This window comes from Nisaea sediminum, assembly GCF_014904705.1.
GTDB classification, from domain to species: domain Bacteria; phylum Pseudomonadota; class Alphaproteobacteria; order Thalassobaculales; family Thalassobaculaceae; genus Nisaea; species Nisaea sediminum.
This window is the reverse complement of sequence record NZ_JACZCQ010000003.1, coordinates 490,274-514,703: the sequence shown is the minus strand read 5'-3', so window position 1 is coordinate 514,703 and position 24,430 is coordinate 490,274. Positions and strand designations below refer to the sequence as shown.

Here is a 24,430-nt window from a genome sequence, read left to right as displayed (position 1 = left end):
GGCCATGACCGCAAGCGCGATCGAAATCCGGGCGATGGTTCCGGAGGATGCGAGCCGGGTGCTGGCGATCTATCAGGCCGGGATCGAGACCGGTCACGCGACCTTCGAGTCCGTTGCGCCCGACTGGCCGGCCTTCGACGAGAAATATCTGCCGGAATGCCGGCTCGTGGCGGCGATCGGCCGCGAAGTCGTCGGCTGGGTCGCCCTGACGCCGGTCTCCAAGCGCGCGGTCTATCGCGGCGTCGCCGAGCACAGCATCTATATCTCGGCAAACGCACGCGGACAGGGTGTCGGACGGAAGCTGCTCGAAGCGCTGGTGTCGGCCTCCGAGCGTGCCGGGTTCTGGACCTTGCAGACCAGCATTTTCCCCGAGAACGAGGCCAGCATCCGTTTGCATGAGGCTTACGGCTTCCGCGTTCTCGGGCGCCGCGAGCGGATCGCCAAGATGACCTACGGCCCGATGGAAGGGCAGTGGCGCGACACCGTGATCATGGAACGGCGGAGCGCCACTGTCGGCGTCTAGTTGAAGACGATCTTGGGCGCCGCCCGGCGCCCGCTGTCGCCGCTGCCGATCTTCGCCCAGACCTTCTCCGCGATGCCCTTGTAGGCAACCGCATGCGCGCTCTCCGGAGCGGAAACGACGATCGGGTTACCGGCATCCGACGTCTCGCGGATGTCCATATGCAGCGGAACTTCGCCGAGGAAATCGACGCCGATCCGCTCGGCCTCGTCGCGGGCGCCGCCATGGCCGAAGATGTCGGAGCGCTCGCCGCAGCTCGGGCAGAGGAAATAGCTCATGTTCTCGATGATGCCGAGCACCGGCACATCGACCTTGCGGAACATGTTGAGGCCCTTGCGGGCGTCCAGCAGGGCGATGTCCTGCGGCGTCGAGACGATCACGGCGCCGGCGAGCGGCACGCGCTGCGACATGGTGAGCTGGGCGTCGCCGGTGCCCGGCGGCATGTCGACCACGAGCACGTCGAGCTCGCCCCAGAGCACGTCGCGCAGCATCTGTTCCAGCGCGCTCATCACCATAGGCCCGCGCCAGATCGTCGGGCTGTCCTCCGGCACCAGGAAGCCGATGGACATGCATTTGATCCCGAACCGCTCCAGCGGCTTTAGGGTCTTGCCGTCCTCCGTGGTCGGGCGGCCGGAAATGCCCATCATGCGGGGCAGGGAGGGGCCGTAGATATCGGCGTCGAGGATGCCGACGGTGAGGCCGGACGCCTTCAGCGCGAGCGCGAGGTTGATCGCGGTGGTGGATTTGCCGACACCACCCTTGCCCGAGGCGATGGCGATGATCGACTTGATGCCAGGGACCAGCGTCTTCTGAGTGTTCTGCGCCGGGCGCGCCTGCGTTCCGGGGCCGGCTTGCGGCGCCTGCCTCGGCGCGCCCTGCTGCGGCGGCTGACCTTGTCCGGACGGGCGGTGGGCCGTCAGCACGGCGGTGACGGAGAGCACGCCGGCGAGGCCGTCGACGGCCTTCTCCGCTGCCTGGCGCAGCGGCTCGAGCTGTGGGCCGCGCTGGGGGTCGACCTCGATCGCGAAACCGACATTGCCGTCCTTGACGACAAGGCCGCTCACCATGCCGAGGCTGACGATGTCCTGCCCCTTGTCGGGGTCTTCGACGGCCTTCAGCGCCGCCAGGACCTGTTCTTCCGTTACCCGTGCCATGCTTGATTTCTCCGGCTTTTGGCCAATATGCGGATGCAGCACTCTGTGGTGCGCAAGCAGATATACGCTTCCCCTATTTCTTTGCAACCGGGGGGGCATCTGCTAAGAGCGACGATGCGCTTGGAAATGAGGGGAAACATATATGCCTTGGAGTAATCAAGGTGGTGGCGGCGGTCCTTGGGGCGGCGGCGGTGGTAACGGGTCAGGCGGCGGTGGAGGCGGCAAGTCTCCCTGGGGCGGCCGCGGACCGGGAGGTTTCGGCGGTGGTGGGGGCGGCCAGCAGCCGCCGGACATCGACGAGGTGATCCGCCAGGGCCAGGCGCGGTTGAGGGGCATGTTGCCGAAGGGCCTCGGAGGTCCGACCGGGATCACTCTTGTCGTCGTCGGTCTTCTCGCACTCTGGCTTTTCTCCGGCCTCTACCGTGTGCAGCCGAACCAGCAGGGCATTGAGCTTGTTTTCGGCCGTTATACCGGCGTGCCGACCGACCCGGGCCTGCACTGGAATTTTCCGTCGCCGATCGGATCCGTCATCCGGCCGGACGTGACGCGCGAAAACCGCATCGAGGTGGGCTACCGCAGCTCCGGCGACGGCTCCAGCCGCAGCTCCGTGCAGCGTGACGTGCCCGAAGAAAGCCAGATGATCACCGGCGACGAGAATATCGTCGATATCGATTTCGTCGTGTTCTGGCGTATCGCCGATGCCGGCCACTTTCTCTTCAATCTCCAGGATCCGGAAGAGACCGTGAAAATGGCGGCAGAGTCCGCGATGCGCGACGCCATCGGCAAACGGCCGATTCAGGTCGCGCTGACCGAAGGCCGTCAGCTGATCGAAAGCACGGTGCAGGAAGATCTGCAGAATCTGATGAATGAATACGTGGCCGGCGTCGATGTGCGTCAGGTCCAGCTGCTCGCGGTCGATCCGCCGAAGCAGGTGATCGACGCTTTCAACGAGGTCCAGCGTGCCCGTCAGGACAAGGACCGGCTGAAAAACGAAGCCGAGACGTTCCGCAACGACGTTGTCCCGCGGGCCCGGGGCGAGGCGGCGCAGATCATCGAGGAGGCGGACGCCTACCGTCAGGAAGTCATCAACCGCGCAACCGGTGACGCCGACCGCTTCCGGTCCGTCTACACGGCTTATTCGGCGGCCAAGGACGTGACCCAGAAGCGGATCTATCTCGAGACACTGGAAGAGGTTCTCGGCAACGTGAACAAGGTCATCATCGACAACGGCGCTAGCGGCGAAGGCGGAGTGGTTCCATATCTGCCTCTGCCCGAAGTGCAGAAGCAGATCCAGCAGAACCGCTCCTCGACGGGAGGCACGCAATGAACCGCGGACTCGCCATTATCGGCGTACTGGTCCTGATCGCGGGGATCGTCGCCTTCACTTCCCTTTTCGTCGTCTCTCAGGTTCAGCAGGCGATCGTGCTCCAGTTCGGTGAACCGAAGGCGGCCGTCAAGGATCCGGGCCTCAAAGTGAAGATGCCCTGGCAGAACGTGATCTACTACGACAAGCGCGTGCTCGATCTCGATCCGCCGAAACAGCAGGTCATCCTCTCCGACCAGAAGCGTCTCGACGTGGACAGCTACGCGCGTTTCAAGATCGTCGATCCGCTGCTGTTCTATCAAACGGTTCGCGACGAACTCGGCGCGCGCTCGCGTCTCAGCCCGATCATCAATTCGGCGCTGCGCCGCGTTCTCGGTAACGAGACGCTGCTGAGCATCCTGTCGGATCAGCGTATCCAGATCATGGCCAGCATCCGGGCCCAGGCCAATGACGGCGCCCGCCCGCTTGGCATGGAACTGGTCGAGGTGCGGATCCGCCGAGCGGATTATCCGGAAGAAACCAGCCTCAATATTTACAATCGGATGAAGTCCGAGCGTGAACGCGAGGCCAAGGAATTCCGGGCGCAGGGTCAGGAAGAGGCGCAGAAGATCCGCGCCGATGCCGACAAACAGCGCGTGGTCATCGTGGCGGAAGCCAAGAAGCAGTCCGAGATCCTGCGCGGTCAGGGCGATGCGGAGGCGATCAAGATCTACGCCGATGCTTTCGGCCAGGATCCGGAGTTCTTCGCATTCTACCGTTCGATGCAGGCCTATCGGAACGCGATGAAGTCGGGGGACACCACGATGGTGCTTTCGCCGGATAGCGACTTCTTCAAGTACTTCAAGGACATCCAGGGAGCGCCGGCGTCCAAGTAGGGACGCCGCGCAACCCGGGAACAGGCGGGGGCAGGGGCCGTGACAGATTTTCTGACGGCGCTTGCCCTCGTTTTTTTTATCGAGGGCTGTCTCTATGCGCTGATGCCGGGGCGCATGCAGCACATGATGCGGCTGGCCCTCGAAATGGATCCGGCGAGCCTGCGCCGCGCGGGTCTGATCGCGATGGCGATCGGCTTCGGGCTGGCATGGCTGATCCGGGCCGCGTAAGCACAATCGCGTGTGCTGCCCTGCCGGGACATGCCCCTTTTCGGACATAGTTGTGCAATTCTCACCATAATGCCGCCACACCCTGCGGCTATATCTGACATTATGGAAGGGATGGCGTTGACAGTCGCCTGATCGTCCCCACCTTGTTGACGTGTTTCTTAGGGACGAATGGCACTCGGACTGCCGTGCGCGGCCTGGTCGCCGGTGCGATGCGGGTTCCCTGTTCCGAACGAACAGAAAAGCTTGGCTAAGGAGCTATGGAAACATGAAAGGCGTCACCACAGAGGTCTCTGTCATGGTCTTGAAAGGCCTCAGAAACGGTCTTATGGCCGGGTTCCTGGCGGTTGCCGTGGCCGTACCGGCGTTTACGCCGGCCGCTCCGGCGTTCGCCCGGGCCGCTCCGGAGAGCTTCGCCGACCTGGCGGAGAAACTGCTGCCCGCGGTCGTGAACATTTCCACGACACAAACCATCACCGCATCCGACAATGGACGCACCTTGCCGCCGGGCACTCCCTTCGAGGAGTTCTTCAAGGAATTCGAAGACCGGATGCGACCCGATAACGAGCGCCGCTCGCGTCGCGCCCAGTCGCTCGGGTCAGGCTTCATCATCGACAAGGCCGGCTACGTCGTCACCAACAACCACGTGATCAAGGACGCCGACGAGATCCTGATTCGCATGCAGGACGACACGGAATTCGCTGCCGAGCTGGTCGGCACCGATCCGAAGACTGACATCGCCGTACTCAAGTTCGATCCGAAAGGGGTCGACCTTCCGGCGGTCAAGTTTGGCGATTCCGACAAGATGCGGGTCGGCGACTGGGTTGTCGCGATCGGCAATCCGTTCGGCCTCGGTGGAACGGTTACGGCCGGTATTGTCTCGGCCCGCGGCCGCGACATCGGGCAGGGTCCGTATGACGATTTCATCCAGACCGACGCGGCGATCAACAAGGGCAATTCCGGCGGCCCGCTGTTCAATATCGACGGCGAGGTCATCGGTGTGAACACCGTGATCTTCTCGCAGTCCGGCGGTTCGGTCGGCATCGGTTTCGCGGTTTCCTCCGCACTGGCCGATCCTGTGGTGAAGCAGCTCAAGGAATTCGGCCGCACCCGCCGCGGCTGGCTCGGTGTGCGGATCCAGGAAGTGACCCCCGAGGTCGCCGAAAGCCTGTCTCTCGACGGTGCGCGCGGCGCGCTCGTGGCTCACGTCAATGACCAGGGCCCGGCGAAGACGGCCGGAATCAGGGCAGGCGACGTGATCCTGAAATTCAACAACCGCGACGTGGATACCATGCGGGAACTGCCGAAGATCGTCGCGCAGACCCCGATCGGGAGGGACGTTCCGGTCGAGCTCTGGCGCGGCGGCAAGAAGGTTCGCGTGACGGCGAATATCGGAGAGCTCGAGGAAGCCGAGAAGCAGGCTCTGCTGACCAGCGGTGGCCCGCAGCCGGCTCCGTCAGAGCCGGATAGGGTCGAGTCGCTTGGCCTTGAATTGTCGGCGATCAGCGACGAAATGAAGTCCAAGTATTCGCTCGATAGCGACGCGTCCGGGGTCGTCGTGACGGAAGTCGATCCGGATGGTCCGGCCGCTCGTGATCTCCGGGCCGGCGACGTGATCGTCGAGGTTCAGCAGAACGCGGTTTCGTCTCCGGACGGCGTGCAGAAGGGCATTTCGGACGCCAGAAGCGCCGGCAAGAAATCGGTGCTCCTCACCGTGAATCGCGGCGGCGAGATGAGGTTTGTCGCACTCCGCATTACTGAGGGCTAATCTCCCCCCGCCCCCCCAGGCAGCCCTAGCGGGTGCGACGCGCGGCGCCGGTCGAAAGGCCGGCGCCGTTGTTTTATGCGTTCACTCAGGGAGCGAAATCGGCGCGCCTGTAACCCTGAAGATGAAGCAGGGCACTCAGATCGCCGTGATCGATACGGAACCGCGCGGCTTCGCGCACCGCCGGTTTGCCGCGGAAGGCGACACCGGTTCCGGCGGCTTGCAGCATGGCAAGGTCGTTGGCCCCGTCGCCGACCGTCACGGCATCCCCCGGCCCGATCCCGAGTTCGGCGCAAAACTCGTTCAGCGCCACCAGCTTCGCGTCACGTCCGAGGATCGGCTCTCCGACAGTCCCGGTAAACGCGCCGCCGGTGACGTTCAGCGTGTTCGCACGGTCGGTATGAAAACCGAGGCGCTCGCGCACAGGCCCGGTCAGCGAGGTGAAACCGCCGGAAACCAGAGCTGTGTATGCGCCGTCGCGTTTCATTGTCGCGACGAGGGTTCGGGCGCCGGGTGTGATCTCGACTTCCTTGAGCAGGCGGTCGAGCAGGCTCGCCGGATGGCCGGCCAGCATCGCCACGCGTGCCTTCAGCGCGCCTTCGAAGTCTATCTCGCCACGCATGGCGCGGGCTGTGATCGGCGCGATCTTGTCGCCGATGCCGGCATAGGCCGCGAGATCGTCGAGGGATTCCGACGTGATGACGGTGGAATCCATGTCGGCGATCAGCAACCGCTTCCGGCGCCCTTCGGCTGCCTGGATATTGATGTCGACAGCGAGGCCCGCGAGCGCCTCATGCAGTGCCACAGACAGGCTCTCCGAAACAGTGCCGTCGAATGGCAAGTCGAGCGCGGTATCCGGATCGAGCCAGTCGGCGGCGCCGACCGTCAGTCCGGCGGTGCGGAGGACATCCTCGGCACGCTCGACCACGGAGGCGTCAAGAGCTGGGCTTGCCGGGTTCGATGTGAGGGTAAGCACGTGTTGCATGGCCCCGGCTTATCGCGTAAGCGCCATATTCATGTCCAGTGAAGTTTCCTCAGCGGAGCCGATCCGCGTTGTCGTCATTGGCGGCCCGACCGCGAGCGGGAAATCCGCGCTTGCCGTCGATCTCGCCGAAGACCTGGGCGGCACCGTCATCAATGCGGATTCCATGCAGGTCTATCGCGAGCTCGCGATCGTCACGGCACGGCCGGGGGCGGAGGATCTCGCACGTGCTCCACACCGGCTCTACGGCTTTCTCGGCGCGGCGGAGGTCTGTTCCGCCGCACTCTGGCGCGAACGCGCTCTGGCGGAGATTCATGCCGCGGCGGCGGAGGGCAGGGTGCCGATCCTGTGCGGCGGGACTGGTCTCTATCTCCGGGCGCTGACGCACGGGCTTTCCGAGATGCCGGAGGTCCCGCCCGAAGTGCGAGCAGAGGCGCGGGCGCTGCATACACGGATCGGCGGTGCCGAGCTCCGCAGGCGTCTCGCCGAGGGCGACCCGATCCTCGCCGCCAGACTGCATGACGGCGACAGCCAGCGCCTGATCCGCGCCTGGGAGGTCCTTCAGGAAACCGGCCGGCCCTTGTCCGAGTGGCAGGAGCAGCCCGCGCGGGTGCCGGAGGGGATGGCGTTCTTCACCGTGACCGTTCTGCCGGAGCGTGCGGCCTTGTATCGCAGATGCGATCTGCGCTTCGAAAGAATGCTGGAAGAGGGGGGGCTGGACGAGGTTCGCGCCCTGATGGCGCTCAATCTCGATCCGGCGCTTCCGTCCATGAAGGCGCTGGGTATTCCGCAAATTATTGATTTTCTTAAAGAAAAAATTTCGCGCGAGGAATGCGTCCGGCTTGCGCAGCGGGACACGCGGCGCTATGCGAAGCGCCAGATGACGTGGTTCCGCAATCAGGTCCATGCAAATTTGATGGTCGAAAAGCAATATTCGGAAAGATCGGACGCAAAAATCTTTAAGAATATTCGTCAGTTTCTGTTGACCGGGCATAACTGACGGTCTAGGTTCCGCCCCGTCGCGACGCCTTCGGTGTCGCGATATTCGTCTTTGATCCATTGAATCGTACTGATTTGACTGGGTTTTTCTGATCCTGCCCGCAAATGTGCGGGCGCGGCTCTTGCCGCAACTGCGAATGTGAATTGAGAAAGGAACGGTAAAATGGCTACCCCGCGCACGCCGCATGCCCGAAAACCCGACGCCCAGATGAACGGGGCGGCAATCATTCTCAAGGCGTTGCAGGATCAGGGCGTAGAGGTCGTATTCGGCTATCCCGGCGGGGCGGTATTGCCGATCTATGACGAGATCTTCAAGTCCAACCGGATCCGCCACATTCTCGTGCGCCACGAACAGGCCGCTGTCCATGCGGCGGAGGGTTATGCCCGCTCCACCGGCAAGGTGGGCTGCGTGCTGGTGACCTCCGGCCCTGGCGCGACCAATGCCGTGACCGGCCTGACCGACGCGCTGATGGACAGCATTCCGATCGTCTGCCTGACCGGCCAGGTGCCGACGCATCTGATCGGCAACGACGCCTTCCAGGAAGCGGACACGACCGGCATCACCCGGCCCTGCACCAAGCACAATTACCTGGTGAAGGACGTCACCAAGCTCGCCGACATCATCCATGAGGCGGTCTATGTCGCCAAGACCGGCCGTCCGGGCCCGGTGGTGGTCGATCTGCCGAAGGACGTGCTGTTCGCCGAGGGGCCGTATTACGCGCCGAATGGCCACGAGCATGCGAGCTACAAGCCGCAGGTGAAGGGCGAGCCCGATGCGATCGAGCGCGCCGTCGATCTGCTCGCCAAGGCGAAACGGCCGATCTTCTATGGCGGCGGCGGGCTGATCAATGCCGGCCCGAAGGCCTCGAAACTGTTCACCGAGCTCGTCCGCCTGACCCAGGCGCCGGCGACCCTGACGCTGATGGGGCTCGGCGCCTATCCGTCGCTGGATCGCCAGTTCCTCGGCATGCTCGGCATGCACGGCACCTACGAAGCCAACCTCGCGATGTATAATTGCGACGTGATGATGAATATCGGCGCCCGCTTCGATGACCGGGTGACGGGACGGATCTCCGACTTCTCGCCGGACTCGACCAAGGTCCACGTCGATATCGATCCGAGCTCGATCAACAAGAACGTGGTCGTCGACCTGCCGATCATCGGCGATGCCGCCGAAGTGCTCGAACAGATGATCAAGGTCTGGAAGGCCAAGAACTACAAGGCCAATGCCAAGCCGCTGGAGAAGTGGTGGGCTCAGATCGAGGGCTGGCGCAAGCGCGAATGCCTGAAGTTCGAGGAAGATCCGAAGATCATCAAGCCGCAGCACGCCATCAAGCGGCTCTACGAGCTGACCCGTGACCGTGACATCTACATCACCACCGAAGTCGGCCAGCACCAGATGTGGGCGGCGCAGTATTTCGGTTTCGAGGAGCCGAACCGCTGGATGACCTCCGGCGGCCTCGGCACCATGGGCTACGGCCTGCCGGCGGCGATGGGCGTGCAGATCGCGCATCCGGACGCTACCGTGATCGATATCGCCGGCGAGGCCTCCTACCTGATGAACATCCAGGAGCTCTCGACCCTGGCCCAGTACCGCCTGCCGGTGAAGTCCTTCATCGTCAACAACCAGTGGATGGGCATGGTCCGCCAGTGGCAGGAGCTGAATCACGGCGGGCGCTATTCCGAGAGCTATTCGGAAAGCCTGCCCGACTTCATCAAGGTCGCGGACGCTTTCGGCGGTGTCGGCCTGCGCGCGGAGAATGTCGACCAGCTCGACGACGTCATCATGGAGATGCTGGAGACCGACCGCTTCGTGCTCGCCGACATCCTGGTCAAGAAGGATGAGAACTGTTTCCCGATGATCCCGTCGGGCGCTGCGCATTACGAGATGCTGCTCGGTCCGGACGACAAGGCGGAGCTGGAAACGTCGGAAGACGGGATGGTTCTGGTCTAGAAACACCCGAAGGAGCTTTCGGCGCCCGCCCGGAAATTGGTGCGGGCGCCGTCCATCCCATCATCCTATAAGGTTTCGGCGGCCTTCGGGCCGCCCAGTTACTGGAGCCCATTCGTGAACGCAGCCACTCCGATCGCAGAAGCGACCCATACCCTCGCCGTGCTGGTGGATGACGAGCCGGGCGTGCTGGCGCGGGTCATCGGCCTGTTCTCCGGCCGCGGCTACAATATCGAGAGCCTGACCGTGTCCTCCGTCGACACCGCCAAGCATCTCTCCCGCATCACCATCGTGACCACCGGTACGCCGCAGATCATCGCCCAGATCAAGGCCCAGCTCGGCCGTCTGGTTCCGGTTCATGCGGTGCATGACCTGACGCTCGAAGGCCCGCACCTGGAGCGGGAACTGGCGCTGATCAAGATCCGCAATGTCGGCGAGCACCGTATCGAGGCGCTCCGCATCGCGGACATGTTCCGCGCCCGGGCCATCGACAGCACGCTTGAGAGCTTTGTCTTCGAGCTTACCGGCGGACCGTCCAAGATCACCGCTTTCGTCGAACTGATGAGCGCGCTGGGAGCCATCGAGGTTTCGCGCACCGGCGTCGTCGCCATCGCGCGCGGCAGCAATCTCGACATGCCGGTCTTCAGCACGCTGGAAAAGAACCGGGAAAAGAAATCGCCCGAGAAGAAGAAGGCATCGAAAAAGGCCTGAGCGGCCGAAGGCGGCGGGACTTGATGGAGCCCCGGCCCGCTGCCTGAACTGTTCTGTCCGGTCCTGCCGGGCGGGAATGCGGGGGCTCCGCCCCAAGTGTCCGAGTGACAGGAAACGATACGAGAGGTCCTAGAAATGCGCGTCTATTACGATCGGGATGCCGACGTCAATCTGATCAAGAACAAGAAGGTTGCGATTGTCGGTTACGGCAGCCAGGGCCATGCCCACGCCAACAACCTGAAAGACAGCGGCGTGAAGGAAATCGTCGTCGCGCTGCGCGAGGATTCTTCCTCCCGCAAGAAGGCGGAAGCCGCCGGTCTGAAATGCATGACCGCCGCCGAAGCCGCAAAGTGGGCCGACGTCGTCATGATGCTGACCCCGGACGAGGGCCAGGCCGACATCTATTACGCCGACCTGAAGGACAACCTGCGTGAAGGCGCGGCGATCGCTTTCGCCCACGGCTTCAACGTCCACTTCAACTTCATCGATCCGCGTCCGGACATCGACGTCTTCATGATCGCCCCGAAGGGCCCGGGCCACACCGTGCGTTCCGAATATGTCCGCGGCGGCGGCGTGCCCTGCCTCGTGGCCGTCCACCAGGACGCCTCCGGCAACGCGCTCGAGATCGCGCTGTCCTACTCCTCCGCCGTCGGCGGCGGCCGGGCCGGCACCATCGAGACCACCTTCAAGGAAGAGTGCGAAACCGACCTGTTCGGCGAGCAGGCCGTCCTCTGCGGCGGTCTCTGCGAGATGATCAAGGCCGGCTACGAGACCCTGGTCGAAGCCGGCTACGCGCCGGAAATGGCCTATTTCGAATGCCTGCACGAAGTGAAGCTGATCGTCGACCTGATCTATGAAGGCGGCATCGCGAACATGAACTACTCGATCTCCAACACGGCCGAGTACGGCGAATATGTCACCGGCCCGCGCATCATCACCGATGCGGTGAAGGCGGAGATGAAGAAGGTGCTCAACGACATCCAGTCCGGCGATTTCGCGCGCCGCTGGATGCTGGAGAACCAGGTCAAGCAGGCCAGCTTCAAGACCATGCGCCGCCGTGCCGCCGAGCACGAGATCGAAGTGGTCGGCGAGAAGCTCCGCGCGATGATGCCGTGGATCTCGCAGAACGCCCTCGTCGACAAGGCGAAGAACTAAGAATCGGGTGTGCGGCGGCCGGAAACGCGCCGCCGCACACCGCTTATTCCGTACTCTGCGCCGACAGCTAAAGCGCCGAGACAATTAAAGTTCATAATCTCCTGATTCTTTGATATGATTCGGTTGTGACGTCGGCAATCGCGGATGGACGGCGGACCGATTGCACTGCGGGATATGTTTTTCCGTTGCGCGGCTGTTCCGAACTTTGGTCTATTCCGGCGACTGCCACCGCAGTTGAACCGATTTGAAAGCGCGCGACCGGGCCTCATCAGATGTTTTTTGCAAATCTTCTTGGCATGCTCTCCGCCGACATGGCGATCGACCTCGGGACCGCGAACACGCTGGTCTACGTGAAGGGACGCGGTATCGTCCTGAACGAACCCTCGGTCGTCGCCATCGCAACGGTTCGCGGAAAGAAGCAGGTGCTCGCCGTCGGCGACGAGGCGAAGCAGATGCTCGGGCGTACGCCCGGAAACATCCAGGCGATCCGGCCTTTGCGCGACGGTGTCATCGCCGACTTCGAAGTCGCCGAGGAGATGATCAAGCACTTCATCCGCAAGGTGCATAACCGGCGCAGCTTCGCCAGTCCGCAGGTTATCGTCTGCGTGCCCTCCGGCTCCACCGCCGTCGAGCGCCGCGCGATCCAGGAAAGCGCGGAAAGCGCCGGCGCCCGGCGGGTGTTCCTGATCGAGGAGCCGATGGCCGCTGCGATCGGCGCCAACCTGCCGGTGACGGAGCCGACCGGCTCCATGGTCGTCGATATCGGCGGCGGCACCACCGAGGTCGCCGTGCTCTCGCTCGGCGGTATCGTCTATTCCCGCTCCGTGCGCGTCGGCGGTGACAAGATGGACGAGGCGATCATCGCCTATATCCGCCGCAACCATAACCTCCTGGTGGGTGAGGGCAGTGCCGAGCGGATCAAGAAGGAAATCGGCTCCGCCTTTCCGCCGGAAGACGGCGTCGGCAAGACGTTGGAGATCAAGGGTCGCGACCTGATGAACGGCGTGCCGAAGGAACTGGTGATCGACCAGAGCCAGGTTGCCGAGAGCCTGGCCGAGCCGGTCAGCCAGATCATCGAGGCGGTCAAGGTCGCGCTCGAGCAGACCCCGCCGGAACTCGCGGCCGACATCGTCGACAAGGGCATCGTGCTGACCGGCGGCGGCGCGCTGCTCGGCAACCTCGACTACGTGCTCCGGCACTCGACCGGCCTGCCGGTCTCGATCGCCGACGATCCGCTGTCCTGTGTCGCGCTCGGCACCGGCCGCTGCCTTGAGGAAATGAAGGTCCTCCGCAACGTTCTCATCGGCGCCTACTGAGCCGGCGAGGGTTGCGGTAGGGGCATTCACTTAGGAAAGGCCAGGCAGGAAAATGGGGCGCAGACCGGCATCTTTCTCCCGCGTCGCCCAGCCTGTGCGGACCCTCTGGCAGCGCTTCGCCTTCACAGCGCTCGTACTCGCCGCCTTCGGCCTGATGCTGCTCGGCAAGGCCGATATCGTCATGGTGAAGCGCCTGCAGGTGGCCGCCGTCGATGCGATGGCGCCAATCCTCGAAGCTCTGTCCCATCCGGCCGCCGCGATCTCCAAGGGTGTCTCCACCGTCGTCTCGCTGCGTGACCTGCATGCCGAGAACGAGCGGCTGCGCGAGGAGAACGGGCGGCTGAAGCAGTGGCAGCATGTCGCCAATCTGCTGGAAAGCGAGAACAAGGCGCTGAAGCGTCTGACGAAGCATGTCGGCCCGCCACCGGCGAGCTTCATCTCCGCGCGGGTCATCGCCGAAGCCGGCGGTGCCTTCGTCCGCAGCGCCCTGCTCAATGTCGGCCGGCGCAACGGCGTCCGGCGCGGACAGGCGGTAATTTCCGAGGACGGTCTGGCCGGCACCATCGTCGAGGTTGGGGAACTGCATGCCCGCATGCTGCTCGTCACCGATCTGAACGCGCAGATCCCGGTGCTGCTCGGCGCCGCGCGCGATCCGGGGATCATGGTCGGCGACAATACGAATCTCGCGCGGGTGCTGTACCTGCCGCAGAACAGTGTGGTTTCGCCCGGCGATCTGGTGATCACGTCGGGACATGGCGGCATGATGCCGGCCGGGCTTCCGGTCGGAACTGTATCCGCTGTCACGGAGTCAGGCATCCGGATCAAGCCGGTGGTGGACTGGACGCATCTCGAGTTCGTGCGGGTCGTCGATTATCGCATGCAGGGGGTGATCCCAGGCCCGATGGACCCGCCGCCCTTCACGGTTCTGGCGCCCGATCCGGAGCCGAGCCTTGTCGAACGTCTCGGGGTGACGCGCGGAAAGACCGAGCGATGAAGACCGCCTTCGTCCAAAGAATGGATCTTTGGGCGCGCCACCTGATGCCGGCGGCGCTGACGCTGTTCCTGGTGCTTCTGAGCGCTGTTCCCTTGGGCATCCCTGGCTATGCGCAGGTCGCACCCTCTCTCACGCTCATGTCGGTCTTCTACTGGGTCGTCTATCGCCCGGACCTGATGCCGGCGGCGCTGGTCTTCGTGACCGGGCTCGCGGAGGATCTGGTGAACGGATATCCGCTCGGCCTCACCGCCATCGTCTTCCTCGCCGTTTACGGGGTTACCGGCACCCAGCGTCAAACCTTCGTCGGCAAGCCGTTCTTCATCGTCTGGGGCGGTTTCGTGCTGATCTCCTTCGGGGCGTTCGCGCTCGGCTGGATCCTGATGTCGGTCTTCTCCCTCGCCTGGATCTTCCCGGACACGGTGATGTTCCGTTTCGCCCTGACCGCGGCGCTGTTCCCGGCGGCGGCCTGGATCTTCGTTCGCGTTCACCGCTATCTGGTGCGATGATGAGCCGATGAAGAATCCCAAAGATCAGGATACAAAGCGGGCCTTTACGCGCCGCTCTCTGATCCTCGGGGCCGGTCAACTCGGCCTTGTCGGGGCCCTCGGCGCGCGCCTCTATTATCTCCAGGTCGTCGAGGCGGACCGCTACCGGACGCTGTCGGAGGAGAACCAGTTCAACCTCGAGCTGCTGCCTCCGACCCGCGGGCTGATCCTGGACCGTAACGGGATCGAAATCGCCTCCAACGAGGATAATTTCCGCGTCGACCTTGTCCCGGAGCAGACCAACGACGTCCGCGCCACGATCGAGGCGCTGCGCCAGATCGTTCATGTCGACGAATGGAACATCAAGCGCGTGTTGAAAGAAGTCTCGCGCAAGCGCAGCTTCGTGCCCGTGACCGTGGTCGAAAACCTGACGCGCGAGGATATCAGCCGCGTCGCGGTCAACGCGCCCTATCTTCCGGGCGTGAGGATCGAGGAGGGGCGCTCGCGCCATTACCCGTTCGGCTCCAAGGCGGTGAATGTGACCGGCTATGTCGCCGCGGTCTCCGACAGCGAGCTTACCGGGGACCCGGTGCTGGAGCTCCCGGATTTCCGGATCGGCAAGAGCGGGATCGAGAAACTCTTCGACGAGCGGATGCGCGGCGCGGCCGGTCGCCGCCAGGTCGAGGTCAACGCGCTTGGCCGGATCATCCGCAAGCTGCCGGGCGACGATGGCCAGCCGGGACAGAATATCCAGCTCACCCTGGACATGGACCTGCAGACCTACGCGCATGGAAGGCTCGAGATCGGCACCTCCGAGCGGGTCCCGATCGCGGATATCAGGGTGCAGGAAGCGCTTGCCCGCTCCGGCGTGCCGAAACGTTATCTGGAGAACGAGGACGGTACGGTCTTCCTCGACAAGGACGGCAACATCGTGCCGGGCGAGAGCGGCGGTGCGGTGGTGATGGACGTCCATACCGGCGAGATCCATGCGCTCGCTTCGACGCCGGGTTTCGATCCGAACAATTTCAACAAGGGGCTGAGCGCGCGCGACTGGGAGGACCTGCTCTCCAATCCGCGCCATCCGCTGACCAACAAGGCGATCGCAGGCACCTACCCGCCCGGCTCGACCTTCAAGATGATCGTGGCGCTGGCGGCGCTCGAGGCCGGGGTCGCGGGTCCGGAAACCCGGGTCTTCTGCAACGGTCATATGGATCTCGGCAATGCCCGTTTCCATTGCTGGAAGCGCTGGGGACACGGCCACATGGACGTCATCACGGCTCTGGAGCAGAGCTGCGACGTCTATTTCTACGAGGTGGCGAAGCGCGTCGGCATCGACCGGATCGCGGAAATGGCACGCCGGTTCGGGCTCGGGGAAAGCCTCGCCATCGAGCTGCCGGGCGAGCGCGGCGGTCTGATCCCGACCCGCGAATGGAAGCTCGCGGTGATGGGCGAGCGCTGGCAGAAAGGTGAAACCCTGGTTACCGGCATCGGCCAGGGCTTCGTGCTGACAACACCGCTGCAACTCGCCGTCATGACGGCGCGCATGGTCAATGGCGGCTATGCCGTGACGCCGTCGCTGGTGCGCAAGCCGGACGGGGCGATCCAGGAACCGCCGAAGGTGAATGTGTCGCGCACGCATCTGTCTCTTGTGCTCGAAGGCATGCGTCGCGTCGTCAACGGCCAGCGCGGTACGGCGCGGACCGCAAAGGTTCCGGGCGCGGATTTCGAGGTTGGCGGCAAGACCGGCACGTCCCAGGTGCGCCGGATCACCAAGGCGGAGCGCGCCGCAGGCGTGATCGACAACGAGGATCTTCCCTGGCACCGGCGCGACCACGGTCTTTTCGTCGGCTATGCGCCCGTGGCGGCGCCGCGCTACGCGGTCGCCGTCGTGCTGGAACATGGCGGGGGGAGCAAATATGCGGTTCCGGTCGCCCGCGACATCCTCGCCAAGGCGATGGAGCGGGACGGACTGAAATCCTCCGAGGCCGATCCGGTGAGCATTCTGCCGGATGGCGAACAGACGGAGCGGGGGTAAGCCATGTCGATCGGAATGCCGTCGAGTTCCCTCAATCCGCCCGAGCTTACGCTCGGTACCAAGCTGCAGCAGATCAACTGGGGGCTGATCCTGCTTCTGGTCCTGATCTCTTCGGTCGGCTTCGCGATGCTCTATTCCGCCGCCAACGGCAGCTGGACGCCCTGGGCCGTGCGCCAGGCGATCCGTTTCGGCATCGGTCTGGTCATCACACTCGGCATCGCGCTGATCGACATCCGCTTTCTGCTGCGCTGGGCCTACCTGTTCTACTTCATCACTCTCGGCCTGCTCGGCGTGGTCGAGATCGCGGGCGAGATCGGCATGGGCGCGCAGCGCTGGATCGATGTCGGGTTCTTCCGCCTGCAGCCCTCGGAACTGATGAAGCTGGCTCTGGTGCTGGCCCTGGCGCGCTACTTCCATCACCTGACCTTCGAGGAGGTCGGGCGCATCCGCAGCCTGTTCGCGCCGCTTTTCCTGGTGTTCGCGCCGGCCATCCTGGTGCTGCGCCAGCCCGATCTCGGCACCGCGGGCATGATCATCCTCGGCGGCGGCGCGATCTTCTTCCTGGCCGGCGTGCGGATGTGGAAATTCATCACTGTGCTGGTGCTCGGGCTCTCCGCGATCCCGGTCGGCTGGCAGTTCCTGCACAATTACCAGAAGAACCGGATCCTCACCTTCATCAACCCCGAGAACGATCCGCTCGGCGCCGGCTATCACATCCTGCAGTCGAAGATCGCCCTCGGTTCCGGCGGGCTGTTCGGCAAGGGCTTTCTGCAGGGCTCGCAGAGCCATCTGAACTTCCTGCCGGAGAAACAGACCGACTTCATCTTCACCATGCTGGCCGAGGAGATGGGACTGGCGGGGGCGATGTTCCTGCTGCTGCTCTATGTGCTGGCGCTCGGCTACGGTTTTGCCATTGCGCTGCGCAGCTCGAGCCAGTTCGGCCGCCTGCTGGCGCTCGGAACCACGACGACGCTGTTCCTCTACGTCTTCATCAATATCGCGATGGTCATGGGGCTGATCCCGGTGGTGGGCGTTCCGCTGCCGCTGATCTCCTACGGCGGCACCGCGATGCTGACGGCGATGATCGGTTTCGGGCTGATTATCAACTGCTACGTTCACAAGGATGTCGAAATCGGCCGTCAGGGGCTGGACGATCACCACCGCTGAAGCGTGGCTGAGGCTTTTCGAAAGTCGTTCCGATAGACTTTTAGACGATTTTTGAAGTAAACTTCGCGTGTTCGAGTTCTGCGCGCGGCTTTCTCCCGCCGAATCGCGCGGTCCGGCAAACCGGGTGAGTGCTGCAAGTGGACCAGATTGAACGCAAGAGTTTGAAGATCCTCGCCGACTCGACGCGGGAAAGCCATGGCGAGAGCGATCTGACGCGCAATCTCGAGGCCGCCGCCGAGACGGGCAACCGCGAACATTACGATCGCGCTAAGGACTCTTTCGAGGCCCTGCCGGCGGAACAGAAGCGCACGATCGGCGCCGGCGCCGTCGTGCAGGCCGAGACGGTGAAAATCGAACTCAAGCGCGCGAAAGCCGCGACCAAGGCAGCACCGAAGCGCGACGAGCCACAAGAGGTCAGCATGGACTGGCTTCTGGGAAAGACTGAGGCCCCGGCGAAGAAATTGCCGCAGACCGAAGCGAAATACCGCGAGCGAAAGAAAACCGAGCCGACCAAACAGGCGCCGCTGCCGGACGATGAGTCCGGAAACTGGAACTGGCAGGCCTTGCCGGACGATCCGCTGATGCCGAAGAAGAAGAAGGATCCGCTGCAGGAGCTGCGAGAGCAGATGCTCGGCCCCGATCAGGGCCACACTTGGCGCCGCTCGCTTCCGTCCGGCGAATAGCCGAAACAACCGCCTTCACCGATTTGTCGCTTTGGCCCGCACCGGGGGTTCGATAGAGTCGTCCTGCAACTCATGCAGGGGAACGGCCATGATCTTCCCAATCCGCCTGTTGACGGCGTTTGCACTCTGCCTCTCACTGAGCCTTGCCTCCCAAAACGCGCGGTCCGACTCCACCGACCTGGTGGTCCTGACCGTGAGCGGTCTGGTCTCGAAGCCGAACCGGGGTCCCTCGGAACCGTTCGGCGATGCCTTCCTGAACGCCCTCGAGGAGCGTTTCGAAAAGGCGCGCAGCTTCACCTGGGGCGAGCTGGAGGCCCTCCCACAGGTAGAGCTGGAACTCCGCTATCCGAATTGGCCGCGCGCGGTCCGCTTTCGCGGCCCGGCGCTGGAGGCCGTGCTCGAGAGCGCCGGCGCGGGGGGAAGCAGCGTGCTGGTGCAGGCGCTCGACGGCTACGCCCCCGGCTTCGAGCGGGCCGCCGTGCGAAAGGCCGGAATGGTGCTCGCGCTGGAGGCGGACGGCAAACCGATCCCGCTCGGCGGCCGCGGCCCGCTCTGGCTCGTCTTCGAGCCGGGCGCACTCGACGGCGGCAAGGCCGTCGAGGATGACGCGGGTCTGGTCTGGGCGGTGTTCCACATCAAGGTGACCAACGGAGAATAGGCGCCGACGCACCCGTTTCGCCGCATTCCGGAAACCTGTCGAAAAACAGTCACCGAAGGCTTGCAATCCGGAACGGGCTCCGGTATCAATCCGCTCCTTCGACGGGCGGGCGCATAGCTCAGTTGGTAGAGCAGCTGACTCTTAATCAGCGGGTCCAAGGTTCGAGTCCTTGTGCGCCCACCACTTTCCGCCTTGATATTGAAGCGTTTTTCCGCTCCGCGCGGTAAGCTCGACAGGGCGCTCCGGCAAGCTTTCACAATCTCACTCCGACAAACGTGCGCTGTCTGTTCTCAGCGCGCGACGCTTATTGCCAGCATCCCTAGTCGGCTGTCGGCTGCGACGGGTACAGCGCTCAAGCGTCTTGAAGTTGTTGAAGAAGTGCTTAGGAGCTTATCCTTCTCGCCGGGCAACCAAGTACCTCGAATTCCAACGCGATCGGGTGCGTGCCCTGAATGCTGCCGGAACGGGCCAGCAAGACCCGAGGGCGAAGAGGAGGGACTTCCATGTCGAACACGCGCGAAACCCAGGAAAATCAACCCTGGAACGGCCCCCGCTGGGCCACCAGCAGGCATAATTTCGATCCGGCCATCGCGGTTCCGCCCCGCCCGGTCGAGCTGCACGACCTGACGCTGCGCGACGGCGAGGAATCCGCAGATCTCGCGTTCACCACGGCTGACAAGGTGAGGATCGCGGAGGCTCTGGCCCGCCTTGGGATCAGGCGCACCGAGATCTTCCTGACGGTGCCAGGCTGGCAGGAGGTCATCCGCGAGATCATGCGCCGGGATCTCGGCATGGATTTCTGGGTCACGTGGCAGCCGGGACGGGTCGAGAAGGCGCTCGAGCTCGGCGTGCGCCATGTCATGGTCTGGTACCATATCGGCGACGAGATGCAGCGGCATGTCTTCAAGACCAGCCGCGAGGCGCAGTTCGAAAAGATGGTGCAGGAGGTTCGCGCGGCGCGTGCGGCGGGCTGTATCGTGAACCTCTTCATGCCGGAAACGACCCGCGCCGATCTCGAGCACATCACGATGGCCGCCAAGGCGGCGGAGGCGGAAGGCGCCGAATATATCACCGTCGTCGACAGCCAGGGGATAGCCCGGCCCGCCGCGATCCGCTTTCTGGTCAGCCATCTCAAGCAACAGACGGGCCTCAAGGTCGAGGTTCATTGCCACAACGATTTCGGTCTCGCGGTCGCCAATGTGCTCGGCGGATATGAGGGCGGCGCCGACGTGCTCCAGGTCTCGATCAACGGGATCGGCTATCGCGCCGGCAACGCCTCCATGGAGACTGTCGCGGCGGCACTCAAGATGATCTACGGCGCCGAGACGGGGCTCCAGCTGGACCGGTTGCCGGAAGTCTGCCAGCTCGTCGAGAGCATCAGCGGCCTGCCGATCGACTATTACAAGCCGATCGTCGGCCGAGGCGCGTTCCGCTACGAGCAATGGCGCGCCATCACCGAATTCACGAATGCAAACGAACGCCGTTTCGCGTTCCCGTTCGAGCCGGAAGTCGTCGGCCGCACCGCGGAGCTGGTCATCGGCAAGTGGAGCGATTCCGGTGCCGTCGTCCAGAAGCTGGCGGAATACGGGCTCAAGGCGACGCCCGAGCAGGTCGGCCGCATTCTGACCCGGAGCCAGCGCGCCGGTGCCGCGCGCCACCGGCCGCTCGAGGATGGCGAGTTCCTGATCATCGCGGAGCAGGAAGGCGTCACCGACGCTGAAAACTGAAGCGTCTAAGGCCCGTCGACGCCGGCCGTCATAGTTTGTGAAGCTGTCAGGGTACGGGCCACTTTGTCCGTATTCGCGTGACGAAAATTTTTTTGCTGCCCCTGTTGAATCGGTCTCGAGTTGACCATTTCTCTTCCACGTCACGTGCATCCGAAAATGTCACGGACGCGGAGAGAGACCTGAAATGTTCGCACTCAAGAGGCTGACCGGCGTCGCGGCGGTCGTCGTCCTCGCCCAGGCCGGTTCGGCATTCGCCGCCGGAAAGAACCCGACGAAAATCACCAGTCAGCAAGCCTGCGAAACCGCGATCAAGGATACGCAGGAGGCCCGGGCCGGAAATCCCGTGCTCGGCCCGAAAGCGGCAAAGGCTTTTGACGGTATTATGGATCTGGCCGCCCAGCGTTGTCAGTCCGGCGAGTTTCAATATGCAGACGATCTGCTGGTGATCGCGCGCGGCATGGTCGCGTCGGAGTAATCCGGTTCGTATCTTTGTGCGCCGGACCGGGTAAAGCCGGTCCGGCGCGCGACGCCACCTGGGGCTACCCGTCTTCCGGCGGGGGCTCGCGCGTCCGCTCGAAATCGAGTACCGCCATCAGCATGTTGACGGTATCGCCGTCGTTCGACAGCGGCAGGAGCACGCGCTCGATGGAGTGGTAGTAGTCGTTTATCTTCCGGAAGGAATGATCGGAAAAGAGGGGACGCTTCTCGGTGGCGCAGAGCATGTACTCGCCGAGCACCTTGCTTCTGACGTCGCCGAAATCGATCTCGTCCATGTACATGCCGGTATAGTCGCTGCCGAACATATCCACGATCTTGGTGCCTGCGAGCCGGACTTTCAGCCGGATTTCCGGTCGCTCGACATCGACAAGGATCATGGAGGAGAGCAGTTTCGGCATCTCGACCGGATCGAAATCCGCACGGGCCGGCATGCGCCGGTCGCCCCGTTTGCCCTCCCACAGCCTGTAAGCCTCGCGCACGAGGGGAGATCTTACGTCTTCCAGCCGCTTCTCAGAGGCGATCATGCGTTGGCGCCATGTCTGATTGTACTGCGCAGAATACGTCAATCTAACATTGATAGCGGACGAATATTTCCTGTTTCGGTTTGAGGTTTTTCCGGCCGCGGGAGCCGGGCCCGCACGGGCCGCACTCATGAAACCGGGCCGCATCCCCTGATTTGCAGCGTCGCCTGTCCGTCCGGCAGGAAGACGACCGTCGAGGGCGCTTCTCCGACCATTGTAAGGATCAGGCCCGTGCCGGCGATCTCCAGTCCGTCAATCACCGTCTGGCTCCAGGCACCGTCCGTCAGCGTATCGTCGACATCGACCATGAAGATTACCCGGCGGCGCGCCTCCAGCGTACCGAACTGGATCGAAGCGGTCCGGTCTCCGTCTCGGACGGGTGAAAAACCACGCACCGCCTCCCGACCCTCGAGGATCTCGAACGGCTGGTAGACACTCGCGCCGGCGCCGCCCTCGGAGATGTCGAAGACAAGGCCGCCGGCGGAGCTTCGCAGATCGATCTGCAGGCCGAAATCGTGAAGGTCGCAGTCGCTCCGGTTCTCCACGACGATCAGGTCCACTGGTGAGGATTCCGTGAAGCTGACCGCGAGATCGGCAAGCACCGTCGACGGGGGCAGTAGCAATACTGCCTTGAAGAACGCGCGAAGAAACATGCAATCGATATAGAGCGGCTCCGGCCCGGCGCAACATTCGCGCTAGTCGGCTGCGCTCCAGTAAAAGCTCGTGTTCTTGAGGGCCGTCTCGAAACGTTCGATCGACGCGATGGCCGCATCGCCGCGCTTTACCGCGACAGCCGCGCTGACGGCTTCGAGGGCGGCGTTGAGGCTGGTCTTGGAGGGAAAGTAATGCGGATTCCTCGTGCCGACGAAGATCGCGGCATCGGCGATTCGCGTGAGAGGCGACGAGGGGCGGTCCGTCAGGATCGCGACCTTGGCACCGTTTCGCTTGGCATAATCCGCTGCCTCGATCGTCGGGCCAGCGTAGGGCGCCGAGCTGATTGCAAAAACTGCCTCTCCGGGGGCGATAGTCGCAATTCCGTCGGTTGCCGTCTGTCCGGCGATATTGACGAGTTCGAGCGCGGGCTGCGCCATTCGGCAGACATAATGAAAGGTCGCTGCGGTACCGAAAGTGGCTCCGGTGGCAATTATGTAGGTCTTCGGTGCCGCGGCGATCAGGGTTGCCACTTTTTCAACGCCGCGCACGAAACGTGGCTCGCTGAACTGTTCGAGTGCCGCGATACCGGCCGTGGCCGTGGCCCCGACCAGGCGGGCAATGCCGCCCTCTCGTGTCTGCTGCCGCAGGTCGGTCGCACGATCCCTGTACCGGCCGCCCGTCAGGGTTTCCCGGAATACATCGCGGAAGTCTTCATAGCTTTCGTATCCCATGCGGCGTGCCAGACGGAGCATGGTTGGCGGCGAGACCTTTGCCCGATCCGCGAAGCGTCGCATTGAACTGACCGCGACCGCGCCCGGATTTTCCATCACGGCTGCCGCCGCCCGCTGGAGGGTCGGACTCAATCCCGCCAGGGCTTCTGCAATCTCATTGATCAGATCGTCCATCCCGCGGCCTCGCGATGTGTAACGTTTGGAACAAAATATGAGATCACCGTTACAAGTATAGAGGAAAATCGCCCTATACCCGGCATTTGATGGGGAGCCGTTAAGATTGACAATCGAAACATTTGTTTCGTACCGTTTTCGCAACGCCGCGTGGGCTGTTCTGGGCTGGCGGCGACAAGAAAAACATCATGCCAAATGGCAGGGGCCGGATCGCGTCCGGTTCAGTGAGGCTAAGCGACAACAGGAGATTCTCAGATGAAGAAAGTTTTCATGCTTTCGGCTGCGGTGTTGATGGCATCCGCTGGCATTGCCACTGCCGCGCAATGCACGAACGACACCTGGAACAAGGTCATGAGCCGCGGCAAGATGGTGGTGGGCGTCAAGGCCGACTACAAGCCGTGGGGCTTCAGGGACGAGTCAGGCAATCTCGTCGGGATGGAAATCGACATGGCGAAAGCCGCCGCGGAAGCGATGGGCGTCGATGTCGAGCTGGTTCCGGTGCAGTCGTCGAACCGGATGCAGTTCCTTGAGCAGGGCAAGATCGATCTGATGATCGCAACCATGTCCGACCGGCCCGATCGGCGTAAGATCGTCGGTATCGTGCAGCCGAACTATTATACGTCCGGCACCAATATCATGGCGCCGAAGGCGCTCGGTCTGACCAAGTGGGAAGACCTGCGCGGCAAGCCGATCTGCGGGAAGCAGGGTGCCTTCTACAACAAGATTGTGACGGAGCGGTACGGTGCCAAGGTCATTGCCTTCACCGGCAACGCCGAGGCCAAGCAGGCTCTGCGCGACAAGAAATGCATCGCCTGGGTCTACGACGATTCCTCCATCGGCTCCGACCTGGCGTCCGGCAACTGGGACGATTTCGAGATGCCGTTGAGCTCCGAAGACGACAATCCATGGGGACTCGCTGTGCCGCTGGCCGAGAAGGATTGCATCTTTGGCAACTTCATGTCCGGTCTCAGCTACAACTGGCTGCAGAATGGCCAGCTGATCGAGTGGGAGAAGAAGTGGGGCATCAAGCCGACCTCCTTCCTCGCGGATAAGAAGGAGCGATTCAAGGACTGGATCGAATAGTAAGATTCTGATCTTCCTTTCGGAGGCGTCACCGCGTTGGCGC

General features: G+C 63.4%; 24 protein-coding genes and 1 tRNA gene. 20 read left to right on the top strand and 5 right to left on the bottom strand.

Features of this window, described 5'->3' with window-relative positions:
- The first annotated feature begins 4 nt into the window (after positions 1–4).
- On the top strand, positions 5–523 hold the full coding sequence (locus IG122_RS07525) for a GNAT family N-acetyltransferase (RefSeq protein ID WP_193182081.1): 519 nt from the start codon (positions 5–7) through the stop codon (positions 521–523).
- On the opposite strand, the gene apbC is transcribed toward IG122_RS07525, so the two are convergent.
- On the bottom strand, positions 520–1,674 hold the full coding sequence (gene apbC, locus IG122_RS07520; RefSeq protein WP_193182078.1) for an iron-sulfur cluster carrier protein ApbC: 1,155 nt from the start codon (positions 1,672–1,674) through the stop codon (positions 520–522). The genes IG122_RS07525 and apbC overlap by 4 nt on opposite strands.
- 142 nt (positions 1,675–1,816) lie before the next feature.
- Here apbC and hflK point away from each other — a divergent pair, with 142 nt between their 5' ends.
- The 4 genes from hflK (at position 1,817) to IG122_RS07500 (ending at position 5,866) form a co-directional block, all read left to right on the top strand.
- Positions 1,817–3,001, top strand: a complete 1,185-nt coding sequence (hflK, locus tag IG122_RS07515; protein ID WP_193182076.1) for an FtsH protease activity modulator HflK — start codon at positions 1,817–1,819, stop codon at positions 2,999–3,001.
- Entirely contained in the window at positions 2,998–3,873 is an 876-nt protein-coding gene (gene hflC, locus IG122_RS07510) for a protease modulator HflC (protein WP_193182074.1), read from the top strand. The genes hflK and hflC overlap by 4 nt, the downstream gene beginning before the upstream one ends.
- 39 nt (positions 3,874–3,912) lie before the next feature.
- Entirely contained in the window at positions 3,913–4,101 is a 189-nt protein-coding gene (locus IG122_RS07505; RefSeq protein ID WP_193182072.1) for a DUF2065 domain-containing protein, read from the top strand.
- Positions 4,102–4,366: 265 nt separating this feature from the next.
- Positions 4,367–5,866 carry a DegQ family serine endoprotease gene (locus tag IG122_RS07500; RefSeq protein ID WP_193182070.1) on the top strand — a complete coding sequence of 500 codons (1,500 nt, stop codon included), beginning with the start codon at positions 4,367–4,369 and terminating at the stop codon, positions 5,864–5,866.
- A gap of 85 nt (positions 5,867–5,951) precedes the next feature.
- Here IG122_RS07500 and serB read toward each other — a convergent pair whose 3' ends face one another.
- Positions 5,952–6,848: a phosphoserine phosphatase SerB gene (serB, locus tag IG122_RS07495; RefSeq protein WP_193182067.1), complete on the bottom strand. Its 897-nt coding sequence runs from the start codon at positions 6,846–6,848 to the stop codon at positions 5,952–5,954.
- A 31-nt stretch (positions 6,849–6,879) separates the two neighbouring features.
- On the opposite strand from serB, the gene miaA reads away from it, so the two are divergent.
- From miaA to IG122_RS07425, 14 genes are all read left to right on the top strand, one after another.
- Positions 6,880–7,845, top strand: coding sequence for a tRNA (adenosine(37)-N6)-dimethylallyltransferase MiaA (gene miaA, locus IG122_RS07490; protein ID WP_226893383.1), 966 nt, complete (start codon positions 6,880–6,882; stop codon positions 7,843–7,845).
- Positions 7,846–8,007: 162 nt separating this feature from the next.
- Positions 8,008–9,798: an acetolactate synthase 3 large subunit gene (locus IG122_RS07485; protein WP_226893382.1), complete on the top strand. Its 1,791-nt coding sequence runs from the start codon at positions 8,008–8,010 to the stop codon at positions 9,796–9,798.
- A 114-nt stretch (positions 9,799–9,912) separates the two neighbouring features.
- Positions 9,913–10,506, top strand: a complete 594-nt coding sequence (gene ilvN, locus IG122_RS07480) for an acetolactate synthase small subunit (RefSeq protein ID WP_193182063.1) — start codon at positions 9,913–9,915, stop codon at positions 10,504–10,506.
- 135 nt (positions 10,507–10,641) lie between these two features.
- A complete protein-coding gene (gene ilvC, locus IG122_RS07475; RefSeq protein WP_193182052.1) occupies positions 10,642–11,661 on the top strand; it encodes a ketol-acid reductoisomerase in 1,020 nt (339 codons plus the stop codon).
- Positions 11,662–11,933: 272 nt separating this feature from the next.
- Positions 11,934–12,977: a rod shape-determining protein gene (locus IG122_RS07470; RefSeq protein ID WP_193171299.1), complete on the top strand. Its 1,044-nt coding sequence runs from the start codon at positions 11,934–11,936 to the stop codon at positions 12,975–12,977.
- Between the two features lie 52 nt (positions 12,978–13,029).
- On the top strand, positions 13,030–13,971 hold the full coding sequence (gene mreC, locus IG122_RS07465) for a rod shape-determining protein MreC (protein WP_193182050.1): 942 nt from the start codon (positions 13,030–13,032) through the stop codon (positions 13,969–13,971).
- Positions 13,968–14,477 carry a rod shape-determining protein MreD gene (mreD, locus tag IG122_RS07460; RefSeq protein WP_193182048.1) on the top strand — a complete coding sequence of 170 codons (510 nt, stop codon included), beginning with the start codon at positions 13,968–13,970 and terminating at the stop codon, positions 14,475–14,477. Before mreC ends, mreD begins: the two co-directional genes overlap by 4 nt.
- 7 nt (positions 14,478–14,484) lie before the next feature.
- Positions 14,485–16,491 (top strand): penicillin-binding protein 2, encoded by a 2,007-nt coding sequence (gene mrdA, locus IG122_RS07455; protein WP_193182046.1) that lies wholly within the window; start codon positions 14,485–14,487, stop codon positions 16,489–16,491.
- 3 nt (positions 16,492–16,494) lie between these two features.
- Entirely contained in the window at positions 16,495–17,658 is a 1,164-nt protein-coding gene (gene rodA / locus IG122_RS07450) for a rod shape-determining protein RodA (RefSeq protein WP_226893381.1), read from the top strand.
- Between the two features lie 137 nt (positions 17,659–17,795).
- Complete coding sequence (locus tag IG122_RS07445; protein ID WP_193182044.1) at positions 17,796–18,341, top strand: hypothetical protein; 546 nt, start codon at positions 17,796–17,798, stop codon at positions 18,339–18,341.
- 88 nt (positions 18,342–18,429) lie between these two features.
- Positions 18,430–18,999 (top strand): hypothetical protein, encoded by a 570-nt coding sequence (locus IG122_RS07440; RefSeq protein WP_193182042.1) that lies wholly within the window; start codon positions 18,430–18,432, stop codon positions 18,997–18,999.
- A 107-nt stretch (positions 19,000–19,106) separates the two neighbouring features.
- Positions 19,107–19,182: transfer RNA gene (locus tag IG122_RS07435), tRNA-Lys, on the top strand.
- A gap of 320 nt (positions 19,183–19,502) precedes the next feature.
- Complete coding sequence (locus IG122_RS07430; RefSeq protein WP_193182031.1) at positions 19,503–20,726, top strand: LeuA family protein; 1,224 nt, start codon at positions 19,503–19,505, stop codon at positions 20,724–20,726.
- A 184-nt stretch (positions 20,727–20,910) separates the two neighbouring features.
- A complete protein-coding gene (locus IG122_RS07425) occupies positions 20,911–21,201 on the top strand; it encodes a hypothetical protein (RefSeq protein WP_193182029.1) in 291 nt (96 codons plus the stop codon).
- A 64-nt stretch (positions 21,202–21,265) separates the two neighbouring features.
- On the opposite strand, the gene IG122_RS07420 is transcribed toward IG122_RS07425, so the two are convergent.
- From IG122_RS07420 to IG122_RS07410, 3 genes are all read right to left on the bottom strand, one after another.
- Positions 21,266–21,748 carry a PAS domain-containing protein gene (locus tag IG122_RS07420; RefSeq protein ID WP_193182027.1) on the bottom strand — a complete coding sequence of 161 codons (483 nt, stop codon included), beginning with the start codon at positions 21,746–21,748 and terminating at the stop codon, positions 21,266–21,268.
- Between the two features lie 125 nt (positions 21,749–21,873).
- Positions 21,874–22,398, bottom strand: coding sequence for a hypothetical protein (locus tag IG122_RS07415; RefSeq protein ID WP_193182024.1), 525 nt, complete (start codon positions 22,396–22,398; stop codon positions 21,874–21,876).
- 42 nt (positions 22,399–22,440) lie between these two features.
- Complete coding sequence (locus IG122_RS07410; protein WP_193182022.1) at positions 22,441–23,304, bottom strand: MurR/RpiR family transcriptional regulator; 864 nt, start codon at positions 23,302–23,304, stop codon at positions 22,441–22,443.
- 255 nt (positions 23,305–23,559) lie between these two features.
- On the opposite strand from IG122_RS07410, the gene IG122_RS07405 reads away from it, so the two are divergent.
- Positions 23,560–24,387: a transporter substrate-binding domain-containing protein gene (locus IG122_RS07405; protein WP_193182020.1), complete on the top strand. Its 828-nt coding sequence runs from the start codon at positions 23,560–23,562 to the stop codon at positions 24,385–24,387.
- Positions 24,388–24,430: the final 43 nt, after the last annotated feature.